This window comes from Candidatus Sysuiplasma jiujiangense, from assembly GCA_019721075.1.
In the GTDB taxonomy this organism is placed as follows: domain Archaea; phylum Thermoplasmatota; class Thermoplasmata; order Sysuiplasmatales; family Sysuiplasmataceae; genus Sysuiplasma; species Sysuiplasma jiujiangense.
Genome location: JAHEAD010000018.1, coordinates 1 through 25,198, shown reverse-complemented (window position 1 = coordinate 25,198; position 25,198 = coordinate 1). Strand labels below are relative to the sequence as shown.

General features: G+C 51.7%; 22 protein-coding genes. 15 read left to right on the top strand and 7 right to left on the bottom strand.

Going from position 1 to position 25,198, the window contains the following annotated elements:
* The first annotated feature begins 22 nt into the window (after positions 1–22).
* Positions 23–1,567, top strand: a complete 1,545-nt coding sequence (locus KIS29_09365) for a sodium:proton antiporter (protein ID MBX8640528.1) — start codon at positions 23–25, stop codon at positions 1,565–1,567.
* A 108-nt stretch (positions 1,568–1,675) separates the two neighbouring features.
* Positions 1,676–2,122 carry a COX15/CtaA family protein gene (locus KIS29_09360; GenBank protein ID MBX8640527.1) on the top strand — a complete coding sequence of 149 codons (447 nt, stop codon included), beginning with the start codon at positions 1,676–1,678 and terminating at the stop codon, positions 2,120–2,122.
* Here KIS29_09360 and KIS29_09355 read toward each other — a convergent pair.
* Positions 2,046–2,498, bottom strand: coding sequence for a hypothetical protein (locus KIS29_09355; GenBank protein MBX8640526.1), 453 nt, complete (start codon positions 2,496–2,498; stop codon positions 2,046–2,048). The two genes, KIS29_09360 and KIS29_09355, sit on opposite strands and share 77 nt — an antisense overlap.
* 109 nt (positions 2,499–2,607) lie before the next feature.
* Between KIS29_09355 and KIS29_09350 the strand changes: the two genes are divergently transcribed.
* Entirely contained in the window at positions 2,608–3,120 is a 513-nt protein-coding gene (locus KIS29_09350) for a YbaK/EbsC family protein (GenBank protein MBX8640525.1), read from the top strand.
* 63 nt (positions 3,121–3,183) lie between these two features.
* Here KIS29_09350 and KIS29_09345 read toward each other — a convergent pair whose 3' ends face one another.
* A complete protein-coding gene (locus KIS29_09345) occupies positions 3,184–3,780 on the bottom strand; it encodes a hypothetical protein (protein ID MBX8640524.1) in 597 nt (198 codons plus the stop codon).
* 303 nt (positions 3,781–4,083) lie between these two features.
* On the opposite strand from KIS29_09345, the gene KIS29_09340 reads away from it, so the two are divergent.
* From KIS29_09340 to KIS29_09305, 8 genes are all read left to right on the top strand, one after another.
* Positions 4,084–5,031, top strand: a complete 948-nt coding sequence (locus KIS29_09340) for a respiratory chain complex I subunit 1 family protein (GenBank protein MBX8640523.1) — start codon at positions 4,084–4,086, stop codon at positions 5,029–5,031.
* The gene (locus KIS29_09335) at positions 5,028–5,645 is read left to right on the top strand and encodes a hypothetical protein (protein MBX8640522.1); all 618 of its coding nucleotides are present in this window, start codon (positions 5,028–5,030) and stop codon (positions 5,643–5,645) included. Before KIS29_09340 ends, KIS29_09335 begins: the two co-directional genes overlap by 4 nt.
* Complete coding sequence (locus KIS29_09330; GenBank protein MBX8640521.1) at positions 5,642–6,988, top strand: hydrogenase 4 subunit F; 1,347 nt, start codon at positions 5,642–5,644, stop codon at positions 6,986–6,988. The genes KIS29_09335 and KIS29_09330 overlap by 4 nt, the downstream gene beginning before the upstream one ends.
* Positions 6,989–8,200: a formate hydrogenlyase gene (locus KIS29_09325; protein ID MBX8640520.1), complete on the top strand. Its 1,212-nt coding sequence runs from the start codon at positions 6,989–6,991 to the stop codon at positions 8,198–8,200. It begins immediately after the preceding gene.
* A gap of 35 nt (positions 8,201–8,235) precedes the next feature.
* A complete protein-coding gene (locus tag KIS29_09320) occupies positions 8,236–8,826 on the top strand; it encodes an NADH:ubiquinone oxidoreductase (GenBank protein ID MBX8640519.1) in 591 nt (196 codons plus the stop codon).
* The gene (locus KIS29_09315; protein MBX8640518.1) at positions 8,823–10,673 is read left to right on the top strand and encodes a hypothetical protein; all 1,851 of its coding nucleotides are present in this window, start codon (positions 8,823–8,825) and stop codon (positions 10,671–10,673) included. Before KIS29_09320 ends, KIS29_09315 begins: the two co-directional genes overlap by 4 nt.
* A 152-nt stretch (positions 10,674–10,825) precedes the next feature.
* A complete protein-coding gene (locus KIS29_09310; GenBank protein ID MBX8640517.1) occupies positions 10,826–11,662 on the top strand; it encodes an acyltransferase in 837 nt (278 codons plus the stop codon).
* Between the two features lie 47 nt (positions 11,663–11,709).
* Positions 11,710–12,705, top strand: a complete 996-nt coding sequence (locus tag KIS29_09305) for an agmatine deiminase family protein (protein ID MBX8640516.1) — start codon at positions 11,710–11,712, stop codon at positions 12,703–12,705.
* A gap of 15 nt (positions 12,706–12,720) precedes the next feature.
* On the opposite strand, the gene KIS29_09300 is transcribed toward KIS29_09305, so the two are convergent.
* The 4 genes from KIS29_09300 to KIS29_09285 form a co-directional block, all read right to left on the bottom strand.
* Positions 12,721–13,647: a pirin family protein gene (locus KIS29_09300; GenBank protein MBX8640515.1), complete on the bottom strand. Its 927-nt coding sequence runs from the start codon at positions 13,645–13,647 to the stop codon at positions 12,721–12,723.
* Between the two features lie 211 nt (positions 13,648–13,858).
* A complete protein-coding gene (locus KIS29_09295) occupies positions 13,859–15,421 on the bottom strand; it encodes an amidohydrolase family protein (protein MBX8640514.1) in 1,563 nt (520 codons plus the stop codon).
* 141 nt (positions 15,422–15,562) lie between these two features.
* Positions 15,563–16,261, bottom strand: coding sequence for a C40 family peptidase (locus KIS29_09290; protein MBX8640513.1), 699 nt, complete (start codon positions 16,259–16,261; stop codon positions 15,563–15,565).
* 44 nt (positions 16,262–16,305) lie between these two features.
* A complete protein-coding gene (locus KIS29_09285) occupies positions 16,306–17,385 on the bottom strand; it encodes a dipeptide epimerase (GenBank protein ID MBX8640512.1) in 1,080 nt (359 codons plus the stop codon).
* A gap of 297 nt (positions 17,386–17,682) precedes the next feature.
* Here KIS29_09285 and KIS29_09280 point away from each other — a divergent pair, with 297 nt between their 5' ends.
* Positions 17,683–18,597: a DMT family transporter gene (locus KIS29_09280; GenBank protein MBX8640511.1), complete on the top strand. Its 915-nt coding sequence runs from the start codon at positions 17,683–17,685 to the stop codon at positions 18,595–18,597.
* Positions 18,598–18,682: 85 nt separating this feature from the next.
* On the opposite strand, the gene lysS is transcribed toward KIS29_09280, so the two are convergent.
* Positions 18,683–20,185, bottom strand: coding sequence for a lysine--tRNA ligase (lysS, locus tag KIS29_09275; protein MBX8640510.1), 1,503 nt, complete (start codon positions 20,183–20,185; stop codon positions 18,683–18,685).
* Between the two features lie 205 nt (positions 20,186–20,390).
* Between lysS and KIS29_09270 the strand changes: the two genes are divergently transcribed.
* From KIS29_09270 to KIS29_09260, 3 genes are all read left to right on the top strand, one after another.
* A complete protein-coding gene (locus KIS29_09270) occupies positions 20,391–22,475 on the top strand; it encodes a hydantoinase/oxoprolinase family protein (GenBank protein MBX8640509.1) in 2,085 nt (694 codons plus the stop codon).
* 4 nt (positions 22,476–22,479) lie between these two features.
* Positions 22,480–24,147 (top strand): hydantoinase B/oxoprolinase family protein, encoded by a 1,668-nt coding sequence (locus tag KIS29_09265; protein MBX8640508.1) that lies wholly within the window; start codon positions 22,480–22,482, stop codon positions 24,145–24,147.
* A 469-nt stretch (positions 24,148–24,616) separates the two neighbouring features.
* On the top strand, positions 24,617–25,198 hold a 582-nt coding region (locus tag KIS29_09260), incomplete at its 3' end, for a helix-turn-helix domain-containing protein (protein MBX8640507.1).

Genomic DNA, 25,198 nt, shown 5'->3' with positions numbered 1-25,198 from the left:
AGCGTGCGCATTGGGATTCGAATTGACAGCGATACCGAATCTGGAAATAATCATAACAGGGCTTCTCGGCGTTATGCTCATAGGCTCGATTGTTTCGCGGTGGATAAGGTTACCATATACAATCGTTCTTGTCATAATCGGCATTATACTCGCCGCATCCTCCGTCTCATCGGTCATCGGAATAAGCGTGTTCTACAACAATCTTCTCGGGAGCGTGTTTGTCGGCCTGGTAATACCGCCTCTCCTCTTCGAGGCGATGATGGGCATAAGATCCGTTGAATTCCGGTCGTCAATAAGGGTTGGACTGGTGCTGGCAACTGCTGGTGTGCTTATAGCCACGCTTGTCGGCGGCCTCATACTCTGGAAGATTGTAGGACTTCCGCCATATGACTCATTTCTCTTCTCTTCGCTGATCTCACCTACTGATACGGCATCCGTCCTGGAGATATTCAGGAGACTGAAAGTACCGAGGAGGCTGAGTGCGCTGATGGACGCTGAGGCGGCATTCAACGACGCAACCGGAATAATTGTCTTCTCCATAGTCCTTACGACAGGATCTGTTTCACACCTGGCGCTGCTGCACGGCATCACCAGCTTCAGTCTGATCTTCGGCGGCGGCGTGCTGATAGGCCTGGCGGTCGGATTTGGAGCGGAGATTGTATCCTCGCTGATAAACGACACACTTTCGGAAGCGGTGCTGTCCATATCAATTGTCTACGGAGCATACGCGCTTGCAGGCTCTCTCGGATTCTCAGGTCTGGTTGCAGTTGCAGTCACAGGGCTGTACTACGGAAACATCACTATGCGTTCGGTGGTTCATCCTCTTTCGAAGGAGGCGCTTCGTTCATTCTGGAGGATAATGGCGTTCATAGCCAATTCGGTCGCGTTTCTTTTCATCGGGCTGAACACGGATCTGCTGAACCTTTCGCACGCATTTGTACTGATAATTATCGCCTCCGTTTCCGTTTTCGTTGCCCGTGCGGTTGCAGTATACCCTATCCTGGCATTCTTCGGCAGAAAGAGAAAGGTTCCAAGGAGCTGGAAAAATGTGGCACTGCTCGGCGGAATGCGCGGAGCTCTTTCCGTTGTTCTCATTGCATCCATTCCGGTAAACCTGCCGCTGAGAAGCACCCTGGTGACTATGGTTCTCGGCGTTGTCTTCATATCGATAATATTCCAGGGGCCGTTTCTCTCCAGCTACATCAAGCGCAACTTTGAAACTGAAACTGTGCAGGAGAAGGAGGCAGCGGAAAAACGTCTTTCTAGAACAATGTCCAGAATGGAGGAGCTGAAACTCCTACATGAGAATCATACGATTACAGAGGCTGAATTTGCAGCAGGACTCGAGTACGAAAGGGACAAACTGGCCGAGGTTGTGTCCGACATTGACAGCACACTCGACATTAAGGAGATAGTTAAGTCCAGGGCAAGGAATCTGTATGAAACATTTGTTTCCATCGGCATCAAAAGATGGAGCGGCGACTCTGATAAAGGCAGGGGATCGGACTCCGAGGGGAAAAAAGGCGGTGAAGGGACAGTGCCCGGCGGCAGAAAAGATCGGACCTGATGATAAAATTGCATCCTGCCTGAAACAGGAAAACACTGCGGCATGAGCGGTCTACCGCCTGAAACAGTAAAACTAAAGTAATCAGAAGAACAGGGGGAGAAAGGAAAAATGAAACCTTACAAATTGACAGCCCTCGTTTCACTCATAACCGTATGGATTGAGTATGTTGTTGCCGCATCGGTTGTCTTCCTGGATCCGTCATACAACGATTTCCCTTACACAAAAATTGTCCTTAGCTGGCCTGGCGTGATAGAGGAAGTGCACAGGCTTGTCGCGCTGGTTATCGTACTTGTTTTTCTCATCAACATAATAGTTGTCTTTACGGAAAGAAAGGCGCCCAGAGGGCTTAAGGAGTTGTCCATAGTTGCTTTTGTCCTTCTAATACTGCAGGCATCATTTGGAGCGATCACGATATGGAACTACGACTATCCGCCTTTCGTTGTCCTCCATGAGGGCAATGCGGGTCTCCTTCTTCTCGTCACCTCGTTTCTTGCAGCCTATGCGCTGTACTGGGGGCGGGATGGCCTTTCAGAAACCAGCCGAGGTACAGCGTGAAACCGGTTCCTATGATGACAAGCCCGCTAACGCTGAAATGGGCTATTATCACATAGGCGTTGAGCACACCGTCCGACAGTGTTGCCGGTATCAGCGCCCCTATAAACGCCTGAATGAACATCAGTCCGATTGTCATATGGGACATCCTGAATGCAGCCGTGCCTTTGAGGTAAAAGGAGCCTACAATCCATGACAGAATGAGCAAAACGGCAAACAGCCTGTGAATTAGCGGAAGAACCGCCGGATACGATAGAGAGAATGATGCAAGACTGAAACCGGCGTTTGTCGGATCATCAAATGTAACAAAGCCTCCGAGAACATATTCGATGAGGACAAGCAGGGAAAGAATCAGCACAACCTGCCTCTTGCTATCCATAATCACTGATTTGCATCTGATTTAAAAAGCATGTGATTATTTACTGTTTCCGGACCGGCGGTGAAGCTTGCCATAGCCGGAGCATGTGTGCAACAGGGGCAACGGGAAGTTGAAAGGACTCCGTGATGTAAGAGAATTTATAGAAAAATCGGGCATAGAGGCGGAAATTCTTGAGCTCGCTCCAGAAAGCACAAGAACTTCAGCTTCGGCAGCCTCGGCAATAGGATGTCCCGTGGCAGAAATTTCCAAATCAATTGCGTTCGGATGCACCTTGGGTACTGCGGATATTTCCACGGACAGGACTGTCATTGTTGTTCTTTCAGGCGACATGCTGGTGGACAGGGACAGACTCCAGAGAGAGATGAAATGCATCAGTGTCAGGAAACTGACCGCCGCTGAGGTGAGGAATAGAACGGGTTATGTTGTTGGCGGTGTGCCCCCGTTTCCTCACAATGATGATATCATTGTGCTTGCTGACAGGTCAATTTTCCGCTTTATCGCTTCCTGGGCGGCAGCAGGCGAGACACATGCCGTCATGAGAATAAGACCCGGGCTGCTTTCCGAAAAATTGGGATACCGGATTGCCGATGTTTCTATCAGAGCGGATGATCATCCGGCATGACGAAGACAATACAAGCAATGTGCTCATCGGTCATTCGCTTCCGGCAGACTGCAACGGGGAAATTCACTGTCTGGGCGCTGTTTCAGGCGGTTTTCCGCGAATTGATTTGAACCAGTTCTGTAAGGAGTGGAGAATGTAGCTGATGATGCTGTGCTTTGTTGAGGTGGTGCTTATGACAACCATCACTATGGCAATATCTATGAGTACGCCGGATCCGAAACTTGACAGCAAATCATGCAGCGAGATGACAGATGCCGCTACGTTGATGACAAGCGCAACAACTGTTGCGGCATCAGGTGAAAGAGCGGAAGCGGATTTAGCTGAGTACCAGCCCCTGACAGATGTGTAACCCATGTAAAGGACGAACAGCCCCGCGACGAAAAGGATCGTATGTGTCCTTCCACGCAGGGATATGAAGAGAAATGACGAGAGGACGATGAGCAGGTAAATCAGTGTTACTGTAGTCAGCCGGGCAAACTTCAATTTTGTCCATGGCCTCAGTCTTTGACTCTTCATGGCTCTCGGATAGACGAACGAAGCCGCTGCCACAAGTGCTGTGGCGATGATGAATCCTGCGTTGAAATTTCGCAGCAGGACATAAGCGGCAATCAGAAGCCAGATGATGCCTACGGCCAGAAGCACAAAGGACCATAATTTCAACAACCTGCGGAGGAGCATCGTCAATCGGCATACATCCTTTTAATCTTGTGACGCAGCATTGCCCGCTTTGAATTCCGCCTGTCTTAAACAGGGGAGGCAGAAGACTGATCTGCGCCGGGCCCGACATCCTTCCACGAATAAATTCATGGGCTTTCGCGACCTTTTCCTGTAATCAATCAACATTGGCGCACATAACATCAAGGATAAATATAGGGTTGATCTACCACACACAGAATAGCGGTGACGTTCGCTTAAACCACCGGCTGGCTGCCGGTCGATGACGTCTGGATTGAAGGCGATACCATGTTTGCAATCCTGGCGGAGACGGCAATGCAGCTTGCTGGAGTTCTTGTACTTGCGCCACTGGTAGCCGGCCTGCTTTCGAAGGTAAAATCAAGGATCGAGTCGCGAAAGGGCGTGCGTATACTGCAGCCTTATTTTGACCTCGCGAAACTCCTGCGCAAGGAGAATTTAAAAAACCACAGTTCCTCGATAATCTTTTCAGCAGTTCCCTTTATCGTCTTCGGAATATACATACTCATTTCATTCATTATACCGGTTATAGCGCCATTCCCAGTCTTTTTCACGCCTTCCGCCGATTTCCTTGGAGGCGCCCTACTTTTCACCCTTGCATCATTCCTGCAGGTAATAGCAGCCATCAATGCGGGAAATCAGTTCACCAGACTGGGTGCTAGCAGATCTGTTGTCTTTTCTGCGTTCGCCGAACCTACACTTATCATGGTCTTCTTTGCAGTTGCAATCATAAGCGGAACAAACAATCCGTACGTCACAAACAACGTGCTCGTCGCCTCGTCCGCCTCTTATATGTCGCTCCCCCATCTACTATCGACGGCCGCATTCTTCATGCTTCTTCTCTTTGAAACAGGCAAGCTTCCGGTGGAAAGCCAGAGTCTCAACGAGCTCGGTATGATAGATGAGGGGAGGCTGTATGAATACAGCGGAAAAAATCTTTTCCTTCTGAAGTATTCGTCGATGATAAAGCAGTACCTTCTCGGTTCCGTGTTCCTGAATGTCTTCCTTTTTCCATGGTTCATGCAGAGCGGAATCGCCGGAACGGCTGCTGATTTTCCAATCATGCTGGCAAAGTGGATACTTCTCATTATGATACTTGCAGGCTTTGAGGAAACATTTGCAAAACTACGCCTTTTCAAGATTCAGGATTTCCTGTCTGTTTCCTTTGCACTGGCGATTCTTTCCATTATAACATACTCGCTTGGTGGTATTGTTTGAATTACGAAATACTTGCAATACTGGGCGTTCTGATAATTGTCTCGGCGCTGAGCATACAGTTGAGATCATACATAAGGCCGGCCGTACGCACTGTAACAACCCAGTCAGTGCTGCTGGCTCTTGCGGTCGGATATTTTGGCATCATCGGTCAATCTCCAGCTCTGATAGTGCTTGCCGTACTGATATTCGTGTTGCGGGGATACCTTCTCACCAGGATACTTGAAAGAAAGATACCGCTTAGGGGTATGTATGCCAGGGAGTACTCACATGAGGCTGCGACTGTTGCTGTGGCATCCGTCCTCGTGCTCATACTGTCCTTTGTGATATACCGCATTGTAATTTATCCGGCAGTCTCCGATCCGCTTGGCTCAATAGGCTTCGCAGTCATGCTTCAGGGTTTTCTTCTGATAATGTCCAGAAGGAACAGTTTTGCCCACGTTATAGGTTATGTCGAAGAGGAGAACGGAATAATATTCATGAGCCTGACTATTGCTCCACTCCCGCTCCTGATCGAGATAAGCGTACTGCTTGACGTCCTTGCTCTGGTGATTATAAGCGCGGTCCTTGTGCGGCAGGAGATAGTTCACAGGGACATTGAGGAGCTGATGGGATGAATCTCCTGATATTACTTCTGATATCTGTGCCTGCCCTCTTCTCCGCATCCTATTTTTTTGCCAGGTTCAAAGCTCTTTCGGTGGTGTCGGCACTGCTGACCTTGCTGCTTGCAGCGGCATTGAACATGCTTTCGACTGACTCGCACGGATTCTTTCTGCTTGACACAATGAGTCGCATTCTGATCCTCACAGTCTCGATTGTATATCTGATGTCCACCCTGTTTGCCCTTGGCTACCATCACCATCTCGGCGAATCCAGGAATATGCGCCTGCATCTTTCAATGATGCATCTGTTTGTCGCCTCCATGCTCTTTTCACTGACAGTCAACAACTACGGTTTTCTCTGGATCGGGATCGAGCTGACCACCGTAAGCAGTGCCCTTCTGCTCGTCATAGAGGAAAACAGACTCAATGTTGAAGCTGCCTGGAGATACGTCATAATAGTTTCGTCAGGTCTTGCCATAAGTCTGATTTCAATCGTTATGATATACAGGGCATTCGGAACACTTGACATATACAATCTGATCTCCTCTGTCCACTCCGTATCTCTGATAACTGAAATTGCGGCAGCAACTGCACTGATAGGTTTCGGCACAAAGATCGGGCTCGTGCCTATGCACACCTGGCTGCCTGATGCGCACAGCGAGGCACCGTCAGAAATAAGTTCCATGTTTTCCGGAGTTCTTCTGCCGGTCGCTGTTTATGCCCTGTACCGCATCTATGAGATCACATACAGCAGCAGGGTGGAAGGACTTTACCTGTTTTTTGCGTTCATCACGATCGCAGTGGCTGCACTGCTGATGCCATCGCAACGCTACTACAAGAGAATGTTCGCGTATTCGACGATGGAGAATATGGCATTGATAGTCATAGGTCTTGTTATCGGCGGAATAGGACTTACCGGTGCCATTGTACTTCTGGTTTCACATGCATTCGCCAAGGCGGGCGCTTTCTACTCTTCCGGAAACATCCTTTCTGCAACAGGAAAGAGGAATATCGGCGATGTAAAGGGACTGCTTGTGACGATGCCTCAGAGCTCCTTTTACATGCTGTTTTCTTCTCTCGCGGTAACAGGCGCTCCGCCGTTCGGTACTTTTGTTGGCATATTTCTCATTTTCATGGGACTGGCGCATGCCGGATTGTTCGTAATGATTGCACTGACAGCGCCGCTGATTCTCATCACCTTCAGTTCTGTTAACATGAAGGTCGGTTCGATGCTATTTTCCCCTTCTCCGGGCGACACGATGCACGAAGCTGGAAGGCTGCAGAGGGCAGTGGCTGTATCATCAATCACCCTCTCAGCGGCAGTTTCCATCATATTCTTCCTGGCAGGAGGTTTGTAGATGGCGGGCGATGGCAGAATACTATCCTGTGCATTCAAATCAGGTGGCGGCTGGAGAGCCGTATTCAGAGACAGCAATGATGCCGAAATTGTAGATGAATCAGTTCCCGGCAGATATGAGAATTACAGATATTTTGCAAATCTGCCGGAAGCATCAGGCAGGACGCGTATGTTCGTCTATGGTCCGAGTTCCGGGGGGATGATTGAGGCGGTGAGATTCCTGATGAGCACAAAGGGCGAAACAATCGATGAAGTCGTTCCATACTTCCTGTTCAAGGACAGGCGCCTTCGGATTTCCGGCATGCAGCAGGACATGGCACTGTTAAAATTGGAGAGGCTGAACGGATTTCATTCGGCAGCATATTCATCACTCTTCTGCGGCACGATCGAAAATATATGCGAAACTGATGTAAACCCGGATGTAAAGAAGACCAGAATGGTGATGTGTGAACTTGAGAGAATAGCATCCCACCTTTTTGTCATAGGGAGACTGTGCGAAGCGGCTTCACAGAATGTTGCAACCTCACACATATTCACCCTGAGGGAAAAGGTGCTGAGACTGGTATCGGAGCATTTCGGCCATAGATACTTCTTTGGCGTCAACAGGATTGGCGGCATCGGAAGAGACATCGACTTCGAAGGACTGCCGGCAGCAACGGACGCAATAGTCAGTGAATTCTCGAAAACATGGAACCATCTGTCCGAATCGACTCTTTTTCTGGACAGGATACAGAGAACCTGCACAGTCCGCAGGGAGTGGATGGTCGGGCCGGCTGTAAGGGCTGCTGGTTTTCCGGTGGACGCCAGATGGAAGGGGAAATTGCTCCCTTATGGAGACTATTCTTTCAACTACAGAAGGGAATATGAGGGCGATGCGCTGTCAAGAGCACTTGTTCGCGCCCAGGAAATTGAGGAATCGGCGTCAGTGATCGGGCAGATCTGCGCTCACCTGGAACATGTGAATGCCGCAGAGACGTCTGCTGTTGAGCTGAGAGAGGGGGAAGGTCTGGGCAAAATTGAGTCTCCGGGAGGGGAAACAATCCTCTGGATGCGCACAGGAACAGGCGGAGTCGGAGAACTGCACATAATGTCTCCCTCGACTGCAAACATCCCTGCATTTGCCGAGGGAATTAAGAACAGCGTTTTGACTGATTTTCCGTTCGCCTGGGAAAGCTTCGGCTTCTGGATATCGGAGATGGGTGATGTGTTGTGAAATCCTGGATTTTAAGCGGCCTCAGGAAGGGTATTGTGACCACGCGTTTTCCTGACGGAGATGCGGAGAGCGTATCGGCATGGAGCACAAAGCCGGTCAGAAAAATGGAGGGGCGCGTTGAATGCCCGGCAGATGCCGTTGAAGCGGACAGTGTCAACATGGAGAGGTGCATTTCCTGCGGAAGATGCGCTCCACAGTTTGAACCGGCAGGAGATGTCAGAATTGCCCTGCTGAGTGAGAGCAACAGGACATTCAGACAGTCGTTTCACATCTATCTCATAGATACCGGTTCCTGCGGCGCATGCAATACGGAAGTGCATGCGCTTTCAAACCCGGTTTATGACTTCAACAGACTCGGAATTTTCTTCACCAGCACACCCAGACACGCGGATGCGCTGATTGTTGTCGGAGTGCTGGCCGAAAGAATGCATGACGTGCTCATTGCGGCATACGATGCCATGCCTGAACCCAAACTGGTGATAGCGGCAGGTACCTGTGCAATTTCGGGCGGAATCATAGGCAGACCAGTTACCGGCGCGGTCAGAGTCGATGTGCTTGTCCCGGGATGCCCGCCGAGTCCTTTTACAATTCTTGACGCGCTTATCAAGGCGAGGGGAGGAAGGTGAATCCGTTTATCGTCATGGCCCTTTTCTTCCTGCCGCCACTGGTTGCGACGGCACGGGTAAGACTTTCCTATGCCCTGACGGGTTCTGTTTCAGTGATCACATTTATCATATCCATACTGTCCATAAATGCACCACCCGACACATTCTACATTGACGGGCTGATATCGTTCAGGCTCGACGCACTTTCGTCACTATTCCTGATGATCGGTGCAATTGCCTGGACAGCTTCTTCCATCTATTCTGCAGGCTACGACAGGAACTCCAGAACAAACGCCATCGGCTATTCAGTTTCAATACTCTCGATGGTGGTGGTACTGCTGTCGCACTCCTTCTTCACCCTGCTCTTCGGTTGGGAAATGATGAGCATCGCAGGATATCTGCAGATAATCTCAGTAAAAAATGTGAATGGAAGGGCGCCGCTGCTCTTCATCATATTCAGCGAACTGAGCACCCTGCTCATACTTCTGATGACTGCAGTGTTGTATTTTGAAACAGGAACGTTTGAAATGACATACTTCACTTCCACAGTCGCATTTCTGCTCGGAATATTCGGTTTCGCGGTGAAGATGGGTGTCACGCCCTTCCTGATATCAGACTGGCTGCCTGTTGCCCACAGCAGTGCGCCCACCAACGGTTCTGTTCTCTTCAGCGCAACAATGACTATGCTGGCAGTCTACTGCATATTACGTCTGATATCCCTGACTCCACCATCCATCGGTGCCGGCATACTCATGATGGTTGCAGGAGCATTCACCGCCGTATTCGCATCCGTGTTTGCGGCAACCGCGGAGCATGTCAAGATCATACCGGCCTACAGCACAGTTGAAAATGGAGGTTCCATGCTGATAGCACTCGGATCCGTAGTGGTCGCACTCTATTATCATGACTATCTTCTGGCCGCTTTTGCTGCTGGAACATCGATCGTGTTCGTCTTTGCACATACACTGGGAAAGGCAGGCCTCTTCATGTTTTCCGGCATCATAGAAAAGAAGTCCCGGAGCGGCCTGCTCGGAAATGTATCAGAGGGACCAGGAACGGGCGCAGCGGCAGGCGGTTTCATCTGCGCATTATCCCTTGCAGGTCTGCTTCCGTTCGGCGGAGGACTGGGAGAATGGATGCTGCTCGAAACACTGTTCATTCTCGTAACCTTCGGCGGAACAGGCGTTTCTGTCATCTCAGTTTTTGTAGGTGCCGCAGTTGCACTGGGAGGGGGCATGTCGCTTGTTTCGATGAGCAAACTTTTCGGCTATGGAACGGCAGGAGGCAGTAATAGCAGCGGAAAACTGCTTTCGTCGGGAGTCGCCGTTGCCGGGATCGTTGTTCTCTTTCTGGGAATCCTGTCCTCTTACTTTCTTTATTTCGCAGATAGCGCAATAGAAATGGTGACGGGACACGGCATTTCGTCACTGATAGGCGGTCTCCTCGCAGTGCCGGATGGACTGCTGATAACCTCGCCTGGTCCGTCCGGTGTATTCGGACTTATTTCACCGTTCTTTATAGCAGGCCTGATCTTCATCTTCTCGACAACAGCATACGTGCTGATCGGTGCAGGAAGGAAGGGAAGAACAGTACCGGTATGGGCAGGCGGCCTGATGGCTGAGCCTGGATCTTACGGCCCGTTTCAGTATTCAAATCCGGTGAGACTGATGTTCAGATACCTCTTTGGAAGAGAAACAGGCGCGACGACGCCTCTCAACAGGGAGTGGAATGCCCTCGAAGCGGCCGGAAGAGCATACAGAAGTATATCATACCATTCCGGCAGAAGTATCATGAACAGCTCCATTGGAAGATACATGCTTTACATACTGGCTGCACTCATTGCCGTTCTGCTATACGTGTGGATCTGAGTGTCCTGCCGTATCGCGAAAGCATGTCCGCATGACAGCTTCTCTTCACAGTCTGCACCGGACAGACTGCATCAAATTCACCACCATGGACAAAGAATAATAAGACAGACTATTTTCAACACACTGCCGTGTCGTAAGGCGGGAAACAGTAAATGGAGAAACTCAAGGTCGGTCTTGTTCAGATGAAGACGCACGGGGATGCCGAAAAGAACCTGCACAGGGCATCGGAAATGGTCGGCAGGGCGGCGAAATCCGGAGCGGAAATAGTCTGCCTTCCCGAACTTTTTGGCACCAGATACTTTCCTGCTTCCAGAAACAGTACGGTGAAACCAGAAAGGATTCCCGGCCCTTCGAGCGACATGCTTTCGGCAGCAGCCAGGGAGAACAGGGTCGTGCTTGTAGGCGGCTCGCTCTTTGAGTCGGCCGGGGGAAGGAGGTACAACACCTCCCTCATCTTTGACGCGAAGGGAAGACTGATAGGGAAATACAGGAAAGTCCATGTTCCCCAGGATCCCTATTTTTATGAAAAAAACTACTTCTCGCCGGGAAACAGATACACCGTTGTAAAAACTGAGAAATGCAGGATCGGCGTGCTCATCTGCTTTGACCAGTGGTATTCCGAGGCTGCACGAATCAACAGGCTCATGGGTGCGGACATACTTTTTTATCCGACAGCGATAGGAACGGTGAGAGGCATAGAACAGACGGAAGGCAGCTGGAAGGACGCGTGGACCGCCGTACAGAGGGGGCATGCCATAGCCAACAGTCTGATTGTAGCATGCGCAAACAGAACAGGCAGGGAAGGTGACATGAATTTCTGGGGCGGCTCATTCGTCTGTGATCAGTTTGGAAATTTCATTGCCAGGGGAGGACGCGGGGAAGAGGCACTGATTGCCGAATGCGATCCTGGTCTCGGAAGAAACATTGAAAAAGGCTGGGGGTTCCTGAGGAACAGGATGCCCTCAACATATGGCAGACTGGTCAGGTGATCCGCTTACCGCATGATATTACGAAGGACGGGATACCGGAGTACAGGATGCCGGCGGAGTGGGAAAAACATGAGTCCACATGGATTTCCTGGCCCGGGAACAGACTGACCTTTCCGGACGACATAATGGAAGAGGTGGAGCAGACATTCGTCGGTATAGTGGAGGAACTGTCCCGGGGCGAAAGGATCGACATACTCGCCGCAGACGCATCTCTTGAGGAGCACATAACTTCCATGCTCAACAGCACCAGGAACGTAAAATTCCACACCATACAGGCAGCGGACGTCTGGGTCCGCGACTACGGGCCGATTTTCGTCAGAAAAAGGAATGCACGAAAGATTGTTGCGACAAAATGGACATTCAATGCATGGGGGAACAAATACGATGATCTGCTTCCGGACAACATTGCAGGAATGGAAATAGCCAAATCGGCCGAACTGGAAATTGTCGAGACAGGTATGGTGCTTGAAGGGGGTTCAATCGATGTAGACGGCAGCGGAAGGCTCCTCACCACAGAGCAGTGCCTCCTCAACAAAAACAGGAACCCGGCACTTGGAAGGAGGGATATCGAGATGAAGCTTGGGGAGTATCTCGGCGCGAAAGAGGTAATCTGGCTGAGCGGCGGTATAGAGGGCGATGACACGGACGGTCACATTGACGACGTAGCCCGTTTCGTTTCCATGGACACCGTCATATGCATGGTGGAAAGCAACAGGGATGATTCCAACCGGGGAGTACTGGATGCCAATCTGAAGATTTTGAAGAGAGCTTTTTCCCTGGGCAGGGATGAAGTGGATATCGTGGAGGTGCCCATGCCGGTCAGGACACCGGACACCGCAGGATTGCCGGCAAGTTACGCCAATTTCTACATAGGGAACTCAGCGGTGCTGGTGCCTGTATTCGGATGCAGAAATGATGACATCATACTGGATGCCCTGAAAGATGTTTTCAGGGGGAGGCGTATCGTGGGCATTGACTGCAGTGCCATGGTTCATGGCTTCGGAACGATACACTGCGCCACCCAGCAGCAGCCGTCACCCTGATACACTGGCCGGGAGCTATTCGATGTAATCGTATGATGTAGCCTTGTGCTTTATGAATTCGCCGGTCTGAAGTTCCTGGAAGGCCTCCATCAGCTGTTCCCTTGTATTCATAACAATAGGGCCATGCCATGCGATGGGTTCTTTCAGAGGCCTCCCCGAGATGAGGAGGAAGCGTGCCCCTGTCTCATCCGTCCTGATGTTCACATTGTCGCCATAGCGCTCGAAAAGAACAACGGATCTCGGCCCGGCGCGTATGTTGTTCCTTGTATCGAATATTGCCTCGCCTTCAACCACATAAGCGAATGTCGTGTAACCGTCCTTCACGTTGTAGCTCAATTCGCTTTCATTCTTCATGGTAACATCGAGATAATGTGCGTCAACAGGCAGGTCCCTGACAGGACCGGAAATGTCTCCGACACCGGGAACCTTTTTGAGCTCGCCTGCGACAAGCTTTACCCTCGTACCGTCATTGAGCTCGACATCCGCCACATTCTGCCTGAGCAGATTCTTGTAGTTCGGCTCGCTCATTTTCCTGTCCGCAGGGATATTGACCCAAAGCTGGAAGCCCCTCATCTCGCTGTCCTCCTTCTGGCTGCCATTTTCCTTCGGTGGCGGTCTCGGCATTTCGGCATGGTAGATTCCGCTGCCTGCGCTCATCCACTGGAGATCGCCGCTGCGTATTACACCCTTTGTCCCTGTGCTGTCTTCGTGGTGCACCTCTCCTTTCAGAAGGTATGTTACCGTCTCTATTCCCCTGTGCGGATGCCAAGGAAAACCTGCCATGTATTCATGGGGATAATGCGAACCGAAATCGTCAAAGAGAAGAAAAGGGTCGAAAACATATGCAAGCTGCTGATTCCCGAAACCCCTCATCAGCCTGACCCCTGCTCCTTCCATCGTCGGTCTGCTCTTCAGAACTTCGGCGACACGTCTTGTTTCCATATTTCCAATTCACCTTTGAGGCATGTTTAATCAGTAGTGTTCAGATATAAAAATAGCTGCAGGACTATTGCGGATCTGACCTGGTATCAGGGAGACGAGTGCCTGCTGGCGCCTTCTGCAGGCCATTGCGGCGGAACAGCCCACTGACCGGCGCTATGGCGTATGTTCGCACAGTCCGCATCGGCGCTTCCGGCACAAGGGGGCAGACGCATCATGCGGCATTCAGCTTAAGCACTCTCCCGCCCCGCCTGCCTGTAACCTTCCCATCTTCTATTTCAGGAACGCCGTTTACAAACAGGTGTCTTATGCCCTCCGGCTCTATGGAAGGCTGCTCATAAGTGCTCCTGTCTGCAATGACCACCGGGCTGAATATGACTATGTCGGCAAAATATCCGTCACGCAGGAATCCTCTCATCTGTATTGAAAATCTTTCAGCATTGAGTCCCGATGCTTTTATTACCATGAGCTCCATCGGACAGCTTTTGAGTTCCCTGACGTAACGTGCAAACGCCCTTGGAAAAGTGCCGAATGCCCGCGGGTGGGGATGGCCGCCTGTATAAACGGAACTGTCGCTGCCTATTCCGGTCAGCGGATGGCTGAACACCCTGTCGACGTCCTCCTGTGCCATGTTGTGCACGATAATTGCGATATCATGACCGTTGATCTCAAGCAGTTTCAATACAGCCTCCGGGGCTACCGTGTTCATCTGCCTGGCAATGTCACCGATATTTCTGTTATTGAAATGCGAAATTTCGCCTGAAGTGATGTCTTCCACGACAATCGCATTCCAGTCTTCCATATCCCTGTCCTTTTCCATGTCGGCCATAACCTTCGCTCTTGTCTTCGCATCCGCAACTGCCGTGAGCATCGAGGAGAAACCGCCGTCCATTATGTACGAGGGAAGGGTGATTGTCAGATCTGTGTGGCAGGCCGCATACGGGTATGCATCCCATGCTATTGCCCTGTTCCTGGCCGATTTTCTTTCAAGCTCAGCGAGGACCGTCACCACCTTGCCCCAGTTGGCCCTCCTCGTTGACTTCAGGTGGGATATTTCCAGCCTGACGCCCCCTTCTCTGGATACCTTCAGCGATTCGGCGACAGATTTCTCAAGGAAATCATCCTCGTTTCTCATGTGGGTCGCATAGACCCCGCCGAATTTTGAAACGACTGAACAGAGCGAGGCAAGTTCCTTCCAGTTCGCAAATGATGATGGCGTGTATTCCAGCCCGGATGAAAGGCCGAAAGAGCCGGCTGCCATACTTTCGGAAAGGAGTTTCTTCATCAGCCTTAGCTCTTTGCCGTCCGGCGCCCTTCCGGCATAACCCATGGCAGCGGCCCTGAGATTCCCGTGTCCCTGCAGGGGTGCAATGTTGATTGCCGGCCTGACCCTGTTGACCGCTTCCGCATATCCGCTCAGGTTGTTCCATCTCAGCCTGACGCCGGATCGCACATATTCCCGTTTCATCGCATCCCTGTTGAGATCCGTCACAGGAAAAGGGGAAAAGCCGCAATTACCCGTTACCTCGGTAGTTATACCCTGGAGTATCCTGTTTTCTGCACGTGGATTGCGCAGGACAGCTACATCGGAGTGTGAATGGGCGTCGATGAACCCGGGGGCAATGACCAGACTGCCGGCGTCGATCACCTTTGCCCGGGGATTCTTCCCGGCCCTGGTGTCAAAGAACATTCTGTCCTTCCTGACGATTATACCGGGATTTTCAAAAAGGGGCCTGCCGCTTCCGTCGGCAATTAAGCCGTTGACAATTTCGAACACGAAAGAGGTTATACCCTACATGTATGAAATAATATTGAAGGCCGATTCTGCCCATCGAGGTGCCAGTTCTGATTGCCCGTGACTAACAAGAAAGACTGCAGCCCAATTCGAAAGACCATTCCATAAACCCGTGTCTGAACTTCAGTTCCTTATCCTCCTTATTGATGTCACATGTTTCCTCAGATAGGATGAATATGCGCTACGGTCAGACAGATCGGTTATGCTCACCCTCTGATTGTGCAGATTGGCATGAATCAGGCGCCCCTTTCCCATGTATATTCCGACATGTCCCGGAAAGAAGACAGTATCCTCAGGCTCCGCCTCATCAAGAGATGATACGATTTTACCGGCATGTTCCTGCTCACCCGCATTCCTGGGAAGTTTCACACCGTTGAATCCGAACACGCGCTGAACCAGTCCGGAGCAGTCTATACCGAATTCCGACACTCCGCCCCACAGGTAGGGAACGCCGAGATATCCGCGTGCCAGCCCCAGCACATCAACAGAATAATCAAGCGGCCTGTAAAATTTCCGGGGGATAAGCATTTTTTCCACGTCATCCTCTGTCAGAAGGGAGCCTACCGGCAGCCTGATATCGCCTGTCTTCCAGGCCTGCACAATCTTGTATTCCGGTTCTGCCGACACCTTCCCGAAACCGTTTCTGGACGTGTATGCCTCGTATCCGTCGGCAGCCCTGACATGCATGTAGTCGCCGCTTCCGCCTTTCAGCACATCGACCGCCTCGCCGAAAATGGTCTGGCTTACCCTTTCAGATCTGAATTTCGGTTCCGCCCTCAGATCCGATACGCCGATAATTGTCCTCAGTTTCAGATTCCTCACTTCTCCGTCTTTTTCATTTTCCGGACACCTTTGTGCCGCGCAATTCATCCGTGAGTGCCAACCTCCTGTGCTATGGAAAGGCCCAGGCCCGGTTTTCCGGACACGCTGTTCTCCCCGTTCTCCAGAACAAGCCCGCCGGCGGTTATGTCTTGCACCAGGCTTGAGTAGCCGTCAAGATCTGCATATTTCACATTTTTCATGCCCAGCGCAAGATGCGTTCCGGCCGTCACGGCTATCTTTGTTTCCACCATGCATCCAATCATTACAGGCATTCCCGCCGCCTCCGCAATCTCTATAATTTTTCTGCCCCTGCTGATGCCGCCGGCCTTCATCAGCTTCATGTTTATCATATCCGCTGCTTCTGCCTTTACAATCCTCATTGCATCTTCCGGCCCATGAACGGCCTCATCCGCCATGACAGGAATGCCGCTTTTCTCCCTCACAAATCTTAGCCCTGAAATATCGCTCGCAGGAGTCGGCTGTTCCAGGAATTCTATTTCGAATTTATGGATGATGGAGCTGAGCTCTACGGCCTTCTTAGCCGAATAGGACTGGTTGAAATCAACATATATCATCACGCTGTCTCCAGCAGTCTGTCTTGCCCTCTTTACCCGTTCATAATCCTCCCGCAGTCCACGGCCGAGCTTTACCTTCACTGTCCTGATGCCCGTCTCGACAAATTCCTTCGTGTATTTCTCCACTTCATCCATCGTTCCGATGTCCACCGTAAAAGAAGTCGGTATGCTTTTCCTGTAACCTCCAAGCAGGGATGACAGCGGCAGACCGGCCCTTTTGCCCATGAGATCCCAAAGTGCCATGTCTATGCCGCACTTGGCCGCATAGGATCCGGCAATCGTTTTTTCCATGATTTCGGCTATCAGCTCCGTTCCCGTTTCATCAAGCCCGGTGAGAACAGGGCCCAGAATTCCCAGCGCCTCCCGGATTGAGCCCAGTGTTTCGCCTGTAATGAACGGTGTCGGCACCGCTTCGCCGTAACCTGTCAGTCCGTCGTCGGTTCTGACAGTAATGAGGAAACCCTCGTACGACTGCGTACTTCCGAGCGAAATCCTGAAAGCTTTCTTCATCGGAATTTCGAGTATCCTGTGCTCAACAGATTTTATCATCGGCCGGGGGAGCAATTAAGATGTTATTCAAACTTTTGAATTGACGGGTGAAAATCAGCGTGGGTGATTTCGGCGGCAGGCGACGCCAGGCAGAGGGCTTAAGGCCGGAATCGGTTCAGGAAAACACCGGATCCGCGCATTGCCGTGCGAACAGGCGGCATACTGCCCGCTCGGGCATAGAGGACATTCAGCAGTCACCAGAACGGTGCTTCCAAAGTCCGCAGCGGTCCGCTGTTGTGGACCAAACCTGCCTTCCCACCGAATATTATTAAACGGAATTGAGGCATCAGCTTTCCTGTGTCTTCGGTCAGGGATGCGGTCTATTTCATGGCAATGGCTACCATGTGGGCCCTGAACTATCCGCTGCTGAAAATTGCGCTGCAGTATGAAGCGCCGCTTTTTGTGCTGCTGTTCCGTGTCGCCTTTGGCGCACTCTTCTCTCTTGTCATTATAGGCGGTTTCAGGAACATTCCCAGAGGACTGGGGGACAACTTGCTCGTCATGGTTACCGGGCTGCTCAATTCGGCGCTTTTCATGGGATTCTGGTTTCTGGGAGAAAATACGGAACCCGCGTCCATTTCTTCAATAATAATCTACACCTTCCCGATCATGAATGTTGTCCTCTCCTATTTTTTCCTGAAGGAGAGAGTGACTGGGACGAGAATCGCAGGTGTTGTGACAGGTTTCGCCGGTATGTTCATAATTTTTGCAGAACAGCTGAGCCTCAGCCTGAATCCAGGACTTATCTATCTTGTGCTTGCGGCATTCGTATGGTCAGTCTCTGCGGTCATCTACAAGAAGTACCTTGTGGGAAGAAGCGTCGGCGGCGTAAACGCACTTCAGTTCGCATACTCCGTCCCGTTTGTCCTGCTGTGGGCAGCAGTTTCCGAAAAGTTCAGCGTATCGGGGATAAATCTGACTTTCATTCTGATAGCGGTGTATATGGGGCTGTTCGGCTCCGCTTTTGCCTATCTCATCTACTTCCAGCTGATGCGCAAATACGACGTAACCCGGATTTCAGGAATGTTTTTCCTCGTGCCTGCGGTTTCGGTCGTACTGAGTTATGCACTTCTCGGAGAGACCAACAGCATCTACACGTATTTCGGTTTCGCACTGATATCGCTTGGGATATTCATAGGTTCCAGGGACGGGCCCAAAAAAGTCTCCGCGCCGGAGCATCCAGAGGAAACAGTGCAGCGGTTCCGGGAATAGCCCCGCAGCTCGGGTATTTTCAGTTTCGTCAGCTCAGCGGTTCGATGATACAGCACATACTGCCGAATGCCCGCAGGCGGCAGTGTCACTCCTCTTTCCTCTTCAGTTGAGGGAAGAGAATCACTTCCTTTATCGAATCTGTGCCGGAGAACACCATGCAGAGCCTGTCTATGCCAAGACCCAGACCACCAGTCGGCGGCAGGCCGTATTCCATCGCGACGATATAATCCTCATCATAAGGATGCGCCTCCACGTCCCCGCCTTCCCGCCTGACTCTCTGCCTCTCGAAATTTTCTTTCTGCTCAATGGGATCATTCAGCTCCGAAAATGCATTCCCAAATTCCATGCCGCACACGAACGGCTCGAATCGTTCGGCGAACCTGGGGTTACCCCGCTTCTTCTTGGCAAGCGGGCTGACTTCGACGGGATGGTCGTAGACGATTGTCGGCTGCACGATCATTTCCTGGACCTTCTGGTCGAAAATCTCTGCAATGAGTTCACCGGCGCTCATCCCGTCTTGGATGTCCTCAAGCTTCAGTTTCGCCGCTGTTTTCTGAAGCGACTCAGCATCGTCGGCATCGATATCTATTTCACCGATTTCCCTTATTGCGTCGACCATTGTTATTCTCCGCCATGGCGGCTTGAAGTCCAGACTGTTCCCTCTGTAGCTTACAGTGTAATCGCCCTTCACCGACAGCAGTGCGTCGCTTACCAGGCTCTCTGTCAGTGACATGATATCATTGTAGTCTGCGTATGCCTGGTACAGCTCAAGCATGGTGAACTCCGGATTGTGGGTGGTATCGATGTCCTCGTTCCTGAAATCCTTGCCTATCTCGTAAACCTTCTCCATTCCACCCACGATCAGCCTCTTCAGGTAAAGTTCGGTGGCGATCCTCAGATAGAAATCCTGTTCGAGAAAATTGTAATGAGTCACGAACGGCCGGGCGAGGGCGCCGCCCGGTACAGGCGTCAGTACCGGTGTCTCGACCTCAATGAAATCCCGGTCATCCAGCCAGCGCCGTATTGCTGAGATAATTCTGCTCCTCATTATAAACGTGCTCAGCACTTCATCGTTTACAGCAAGATCGACATAACGCATCCTGTACCTTGCCTCGACGTCCCGAAGGCCATGGAATTTCTCGGGAAGCGGTCTGAGAGACTTTGCCAGCGGTGTGAAGGAGGTGACATCAATTGTGATTTCACCCCGTCTGGTCCTGAAAACCCGGCCCTCTATGCCAACTATGTCGCCGGCATCGATCTCCTTGAAAAGCGGGTAGAGGTCACTGCCGAGTTTATCCTCCCGTCCATACAACTGTATGGTACCGCTTCTGTCCTTCAGGCTCATGAAACATGACTTCCCGTGATCCCTGACGGACATAACCCTGCCCGCCACTCTTACTGTATCGGCAGAGGGTTCATGTGTTGCGGAGGCATAATTCTCCCTGACTGCTGCTGAAGTGTGTGTCCTGCTGAAGGAATATGCGAACGGATTCAGTCCCAGCTCTATCTGCCTCTTCAGCTTGTTTCTCCTGACTTCCATGAGCCTGTTGACTTCGTCGGCCTTTCCACTGTCCGGGGATTCCTGCATTTTCGCATCATCTGAACCGTTTTTGACTTCAAGGTATTGACAGCCTCCGTATAATAATAGTTGCGAAAACGTGCTGAGCAGGAAGCATGCGGGAAAATGCAGTTTGCTGCCCAACGCACCTGCTGCTGACTGACTGGTGCACGGGGCATTGCACGGAATGAAAATTTAAATAAAGAGTGCCTCTTGATTGACTGCTGATTGACAGGTGAAACCGGAAGCAGTCGTCGTAGGCATCGACATAGGGGGAACATTCACAGACATCGTCGCGTCTGACGACCACGGGCGAAGACTTTTCACAGTCAAGATAGCTACGACGGAGAAGCCCGAAGACGCTCTGATTGAAGGGGTGAGAGCCGCATCTTCCCCCGGCAAACCGGGCCTCGTGCTGCATTCGGGCACGATTGCAACCAATACATTGCTGACACACAAAAACTGGCCGCGGGTTGCGCTCGTGACGACAGAAGGTTTCAGGGATGTTATAGAGATAGGACGGATGAGGAGAGCTGAATTATACAATCTTAAACTGAAGCGACCGGAACAGATTGTGACAAGAGAGCGGAGAATAACGGTCAGGGAACGCACTGACGCAGGCGGAAGAGTTCTGATGAAACCAGCTGAAGCGGAGCTTGAGACGGCGTCAGCTTCCCTGCGGAAAATTTCTCCCGGGGTCGTAGTCGTTTCATTCATCAACTCCTATGCAAACGGGAGCAATGAGCAATTTGCCGCAGGTTTCCTGCGCAGCATGGGCTTCAGAACCGTCTCCTCCAGCGACATAGATCCGCAGCCGGGGGAGTTCGAGAGGACGAGCACCGCTGTGGTGAATGCGGTTCTCAGCCCGGCTGTCTCCGGTTACATCAGCGGAATAACAGAGCGCCTGAAGAAGGAGTTCGGATCTGTCCCCCTGTACATAATGCAGTCCGACGGCGGCCTCAACACCGCAGCGGATGTGGTAGACAGACCTGTCTCGATGATAGAGTCGGGTCCAGCAAGCGGCGTGGTTTCTGCGCTGCATCTTTCAAGACTGACAGGGATCAGAGACATTATCACATTCGATATGGGAGGCACGACTGCAAAGGCCGGCGTGATTCACAATGGCGAGATCGAGCATTCCTACGAGTTCGAGGCGGCCGGCACCACTCACAGCGGACGCTCGATCAGGGGCAGCGGTTATACCGTCAGATTTCCATTCATAGATCTTGCGGAGACCGGCGCAGGAGGAGGCTCCTTAGCCTGGCTGGATGATGGCGGCTCCCTTCGCGTGGGACCGCAGAGTGCCGGTTCCATACCCGGTCCGGCATGCTACGGCAGGGCGGGAAGGGAGCCAACCGTTACAGACGCCAATCTGCTGCTTAACAGACTGCCGGGAGATGCTCTTCTTGGTGGGGCAATGCCGCTGGACAGAAAGGCGGCGGAAGACGCGCTGTCCGAAAGGTTGTGTTCAAGACTCGGGACAGGCATTTGCGAAACAGCCCTGGGCATCCTGGCAGTGGCAAATCTGAACATGTCAAAGATCCTGAGGATAGTGAGCATTGAACGCGGACTCGATCCAAGAGGATTCTCAATGCTGTGCTTCGGCGGTGCAGGTCCTCTTCATGCAGCGGAACTTGCAGAGGATATCGGCATCAAATCGATAATTGTCCCGGAGCATCCCGGACTCTTCTCCGCACTCGGACTTGTTGTTTCGGACATCAGGAGAGAATACTTTGCGGGCGCAATGAAAAAGCTTGATGAACTGGATTCGCGCGAAATATCCGCATATTTCGAAAAGCTGGAGGAGAAGGCCCATGCGGAAATTTCCGGCGATTTCACTGACACAGGCCGATTCCACTTCATAAGACAGGCGATGCTCCGTTATGAGGGACAGGGCGCAGAAACTGCAATAACGCTTCCCTCCCGTGGGGGATGGTGGAAGGGGGAAGACCTGCCGGAAAAGATCGCGCGACTGTTCGGCAGAAGGCACAGAAGACTCTATGGTTACGTTTCGGCAGAAGACCCTGTGCTCTTTGTGTCCGCACGTGTTACGGCCGTCGGAGTAAGGAAGAAGGCAGTCATGGAAGGATGCGCAACCGGCAGCAGGAGATTGTCGAAGGAGGCGGTGACAGGCTGGACTGAGGTATGGTTTGGCGATGAGGCGGAAGAAACACCTGTTGTTTCACGGGAGAAAATCGTTCCCGGAAACAGATTCGACGGACCTGCACTCGTAAGGCAGTACGACACAACGACAGTCATTCCGAAGGGGTGGAGGGCAGAGATGGACCGGTGGAAAAATATCGTTCTGAGGAGGAGGTGAGACGGTGGAGTCATTCACTTCAGAAATCATCTCATCATCGCTCATGTATGCCAGCGAGGAGATGGGCATAGTCCTGCGGAATTCAGCCTATTCTCCGAACATAAAGGACAGGATGGATCACTCCTGCGCCCTGCTGGACAGGGAGGGACGGCTCATCGCGCAGGCGGAGCATATACCGGTTCATCTCGGATCCCTGCCGTGGGGACTCGGCAGGACGCTGCAGCACATGAGGAGGGAAGGCATGCAGATTTCCGTGGGAGACATGATTGCTGTAAACAACCCCTACCTCTCCGGAACGCATCTTAACGACATAACGGTGATAAGGCCTGTCTTCCACAAAGGAAAGCTAGCAGCATTCGCGGCGAACAAGGCTCATCATTCGGACGTGGGTGGAAAGGTTCCCGGAAGCATTCCGTTCGATGCAGAGGAACTCTTCCAGGAAGGTTTTATAATTGATCCGGTGAAGCTTATGAAGAAGGGAAGGACAGATGTGTCTTTCATAAGGCTTCTGTCTTCCAATTCAAGGGATCCTTATCAGAGACGTGGAGACATCAGGGCACAGATTGCAGCAAATCTGCTCGGTGAAACCAGGCTGCGGGCACTGCTCGAAAAATACGGTATCCGGAGTTTTGAAGAAGCAAACGAAACAGCAATACAGCGCTCGAGGGAAATAACTGAACACAGGCTATCGGAAATGAAGGACGGCATTTCCGGCGCGGAGGATTACATGGAACTGCCGGACGGCAGGAAGGTAGTGCTGCGCGTCAGACTTAAGAAGAAGGGCAGGCGGCTGACTGCCGACTACGAAGGAACAGCGGAGCAGGTGAGGACACCGCTGAATGCTGTTTTCGGCGTCACGCTTTCAGGTGTGTATTTTGTACTCAGGGCAATTGCAGGAACGGACATAGTGACGAACGATGGCTGCTTTTCACCGGTCGATGTCAGGGTTCCCGAACGCAGCCTGCTGAATCCGGAATTTCCGTTCCCTGTTTCCGCAGGTAACACTGAAACAAGCATGAGAAACGTCGATGTCCTTTTCCGCGCATTTGCAGGGTTTGCTCCGGGAAAGGTGCCCGCCGCATGCGGCGGTTCAATGAACAACGTGATGATTGGAGGAGTTTCGCACGGCTCGACCTGGTCGTTCTACGAGACGAACGGCGTCGGCTCGGGGGCATATGACGGGGGCGACGGCGTCAGTGGCATACAGTGCAATATGACCAACACGATGAACACGCCCGCGGAAATAGTCGAGCTTGATTATCCCATTGAGATAGTCAGATATGAACTTCGGACCGGAAGCGGGGGGGCCGGCAGATGGCGTGGCGGCTGCGGCATCGATCGTGCTTACAGGGCCCTGGAAAAAATGACGCTCACAGTTGTCGCCGAAAGGGAGAATACATTCCCGTATGGCCTTGAAGGGGGAGAGGACGGCAAAGGTTCTGAATTCCACTTAATGAAAAATTCTTCGCCTGGAACCTGGAAGCGCGTACCCTCAAAGTGTTCCATTGAAATGGAACAGGGAGACATTTTTCTCATCCGCACTGCCGGAGGCGGCGGATACGGAAATGCAAACGAAAGGACTCTCACGGACCGCATTAATGACGAGCGGCAGGGCCTGACTCAGGCGGTTTCCCCTCCTGTGCGTTTTTCTGAAAACACGGAAATTGTTTAATGCTCTGCCCCTTTTTTTCAGGAAATGAGTGCCAATGCGGGTAACTGTTTCATGGAATACAATCCGTATGCAGAACGGATAGAAGAATCGTCCGATGAGGCGGCACCATATTTTTCCCCGTGAGAATGGCTCAACGATTCCGGTTATTCAAAGGGCCGAAGAGCATTAGAAATTAATCAAGAGAGTCCTATATAGACACCGGTCTGGGCCTTATGACCACTTCTAAAGAGAGAAAGGAATCTGTTCTGTCCATACAGAAAATTCAAGGAGGCAAAACGAACGAACTCCGGGATGAAAGGGACTACAGCGGCTGGTAACGTGCCTTGGCTATGCCACATTATTATTGGCAGGGTACTGTTTGCCGAAATTCAAAGCACCGAACTCAGTCACTGAAACAAGGTACTAGTGCTCCAATCGTAAAGTCTTTGAAGTAGTAATGCCGTAACATTCCCGACGGCAGCGCGTCGGGATGGGATGGGTATTGCCAAATATAGCGCCAAAGTCAATCATTGAACTCTCAAAGAAGGAAAGAAAGGAACTTGAATCAACTGTAAGGAAATCAACATCAGCACAGCGTGATGTGCTGCGTGCAAGCATAGTGCTGCTCGCAGCAGACGGTATGAGCAATTACGGCATAGCGCGGAAACTCCGCTGTGCGTCGAACACAGTACGCACATGGAGGAGAAGGTTCGCAGAGAAGAGAGTTGACGGTCTCGGAGACGAGGAGAGGAGCGGCAGGCCGCGCATCTACGACGACCAGGTCAGGGCAACCATAAAGGCGATAGCGTGCGAACGGCCTTCACAGCTCGGTCTGCCGCTCAGCAGGCTGTCGCTGAACGACATAAGGAAGGCGGCGGAAACACAGCTGCAGAGGACACCGGGCATGACGACAATACAGGAATGGCTGAGCGCTGATGCAATAAGGCCATGGTACCGGCGTTCCTGGATATTTCCCAGAGATCCGCAGTTCGCGGAGAAGGCCGCTCCCATTCTCGATCTCTATCGAGGCTTCTGGAAGGGAAAGAGGCTGGATGACAGTGATGTCATCCTC

What these genes read in the sequence shown, in the direction of transcription:
- KIS29_09310 (MBX8640517.1), top strand. Translation starts at nt 10,826, where the DNA reads ATGGAGAAACTCAAGGTCGGTCTTGTTCAGATGAAGACGCACGGGGAT.
- KIS29_09355 (MBX8640526.1), bottom strand. Translation starts at nt 2,498, where the DNA reads ATGGATAGCAAGAGGCAGGTTGTGCTGATTCTTTCCCTGCTTGTCCTC.
- KIS29_09300 (MBX8640515.1), bottom strand. Translation starts at nt 13,647, where the DNA reads ATGGAAACAAGACGTGTCGCCGAAGTTCTGAAGAGCAGACCGACGATG.
- KIS29_09330 (MBX8640521.1), top strand. Translation starts at nt 5,642, where the DNA reads ATGAATCTCCTGATATTACTTCTGATATCTGTGCCTGCCCTCTTCTCC.
- KIS29_09325 (MBX8640520.1), top strand. Translation starts at nt 6,989, where the DNA reads ATGGCGGGCGATGGCAGAATACTATCCTGTGCATTCAAATCAGGTGGC.
- KIS29_09340 (MBX8640523.1), top strand. Translation starts at nt 4,084, where the DNA reads ATGTTTGCAATCCTGGCGGAGACGGCAATGCAGCTTGCTGGAGTTCTT.
- KIS29_09305 (MBX8640516.1), top strand. Translation starts at nt 11,710, where the DNA reads ATGCCGGCGGAGTGGGAAAAACATGAGTCCACATGGATTTCCTGGCCC.
- lysS (MBX8640510.1), bottom strand. Translation starts at nt 20,185, where the DNA reads ATGCAGGAATCCCCGGACAGTGGAAAGGCCGACGAAGTCAACAGGCTC.
- KIS29_09360 (MBX8640527.1), top strand. Translation starts at nt 1,676, where the DNA reads ATGAAACCTTACAAATTGACAGCCCTCGTTTCACTCATAACCGTATGG.
- KIS29_09285 (MBX8640512.1), bottom strand. Translation starts at nt 17,385, where the DNA reads ATGATAAAATCTGTTGAGCACAGGATACTCGAAATTCCGATGAAGAAA.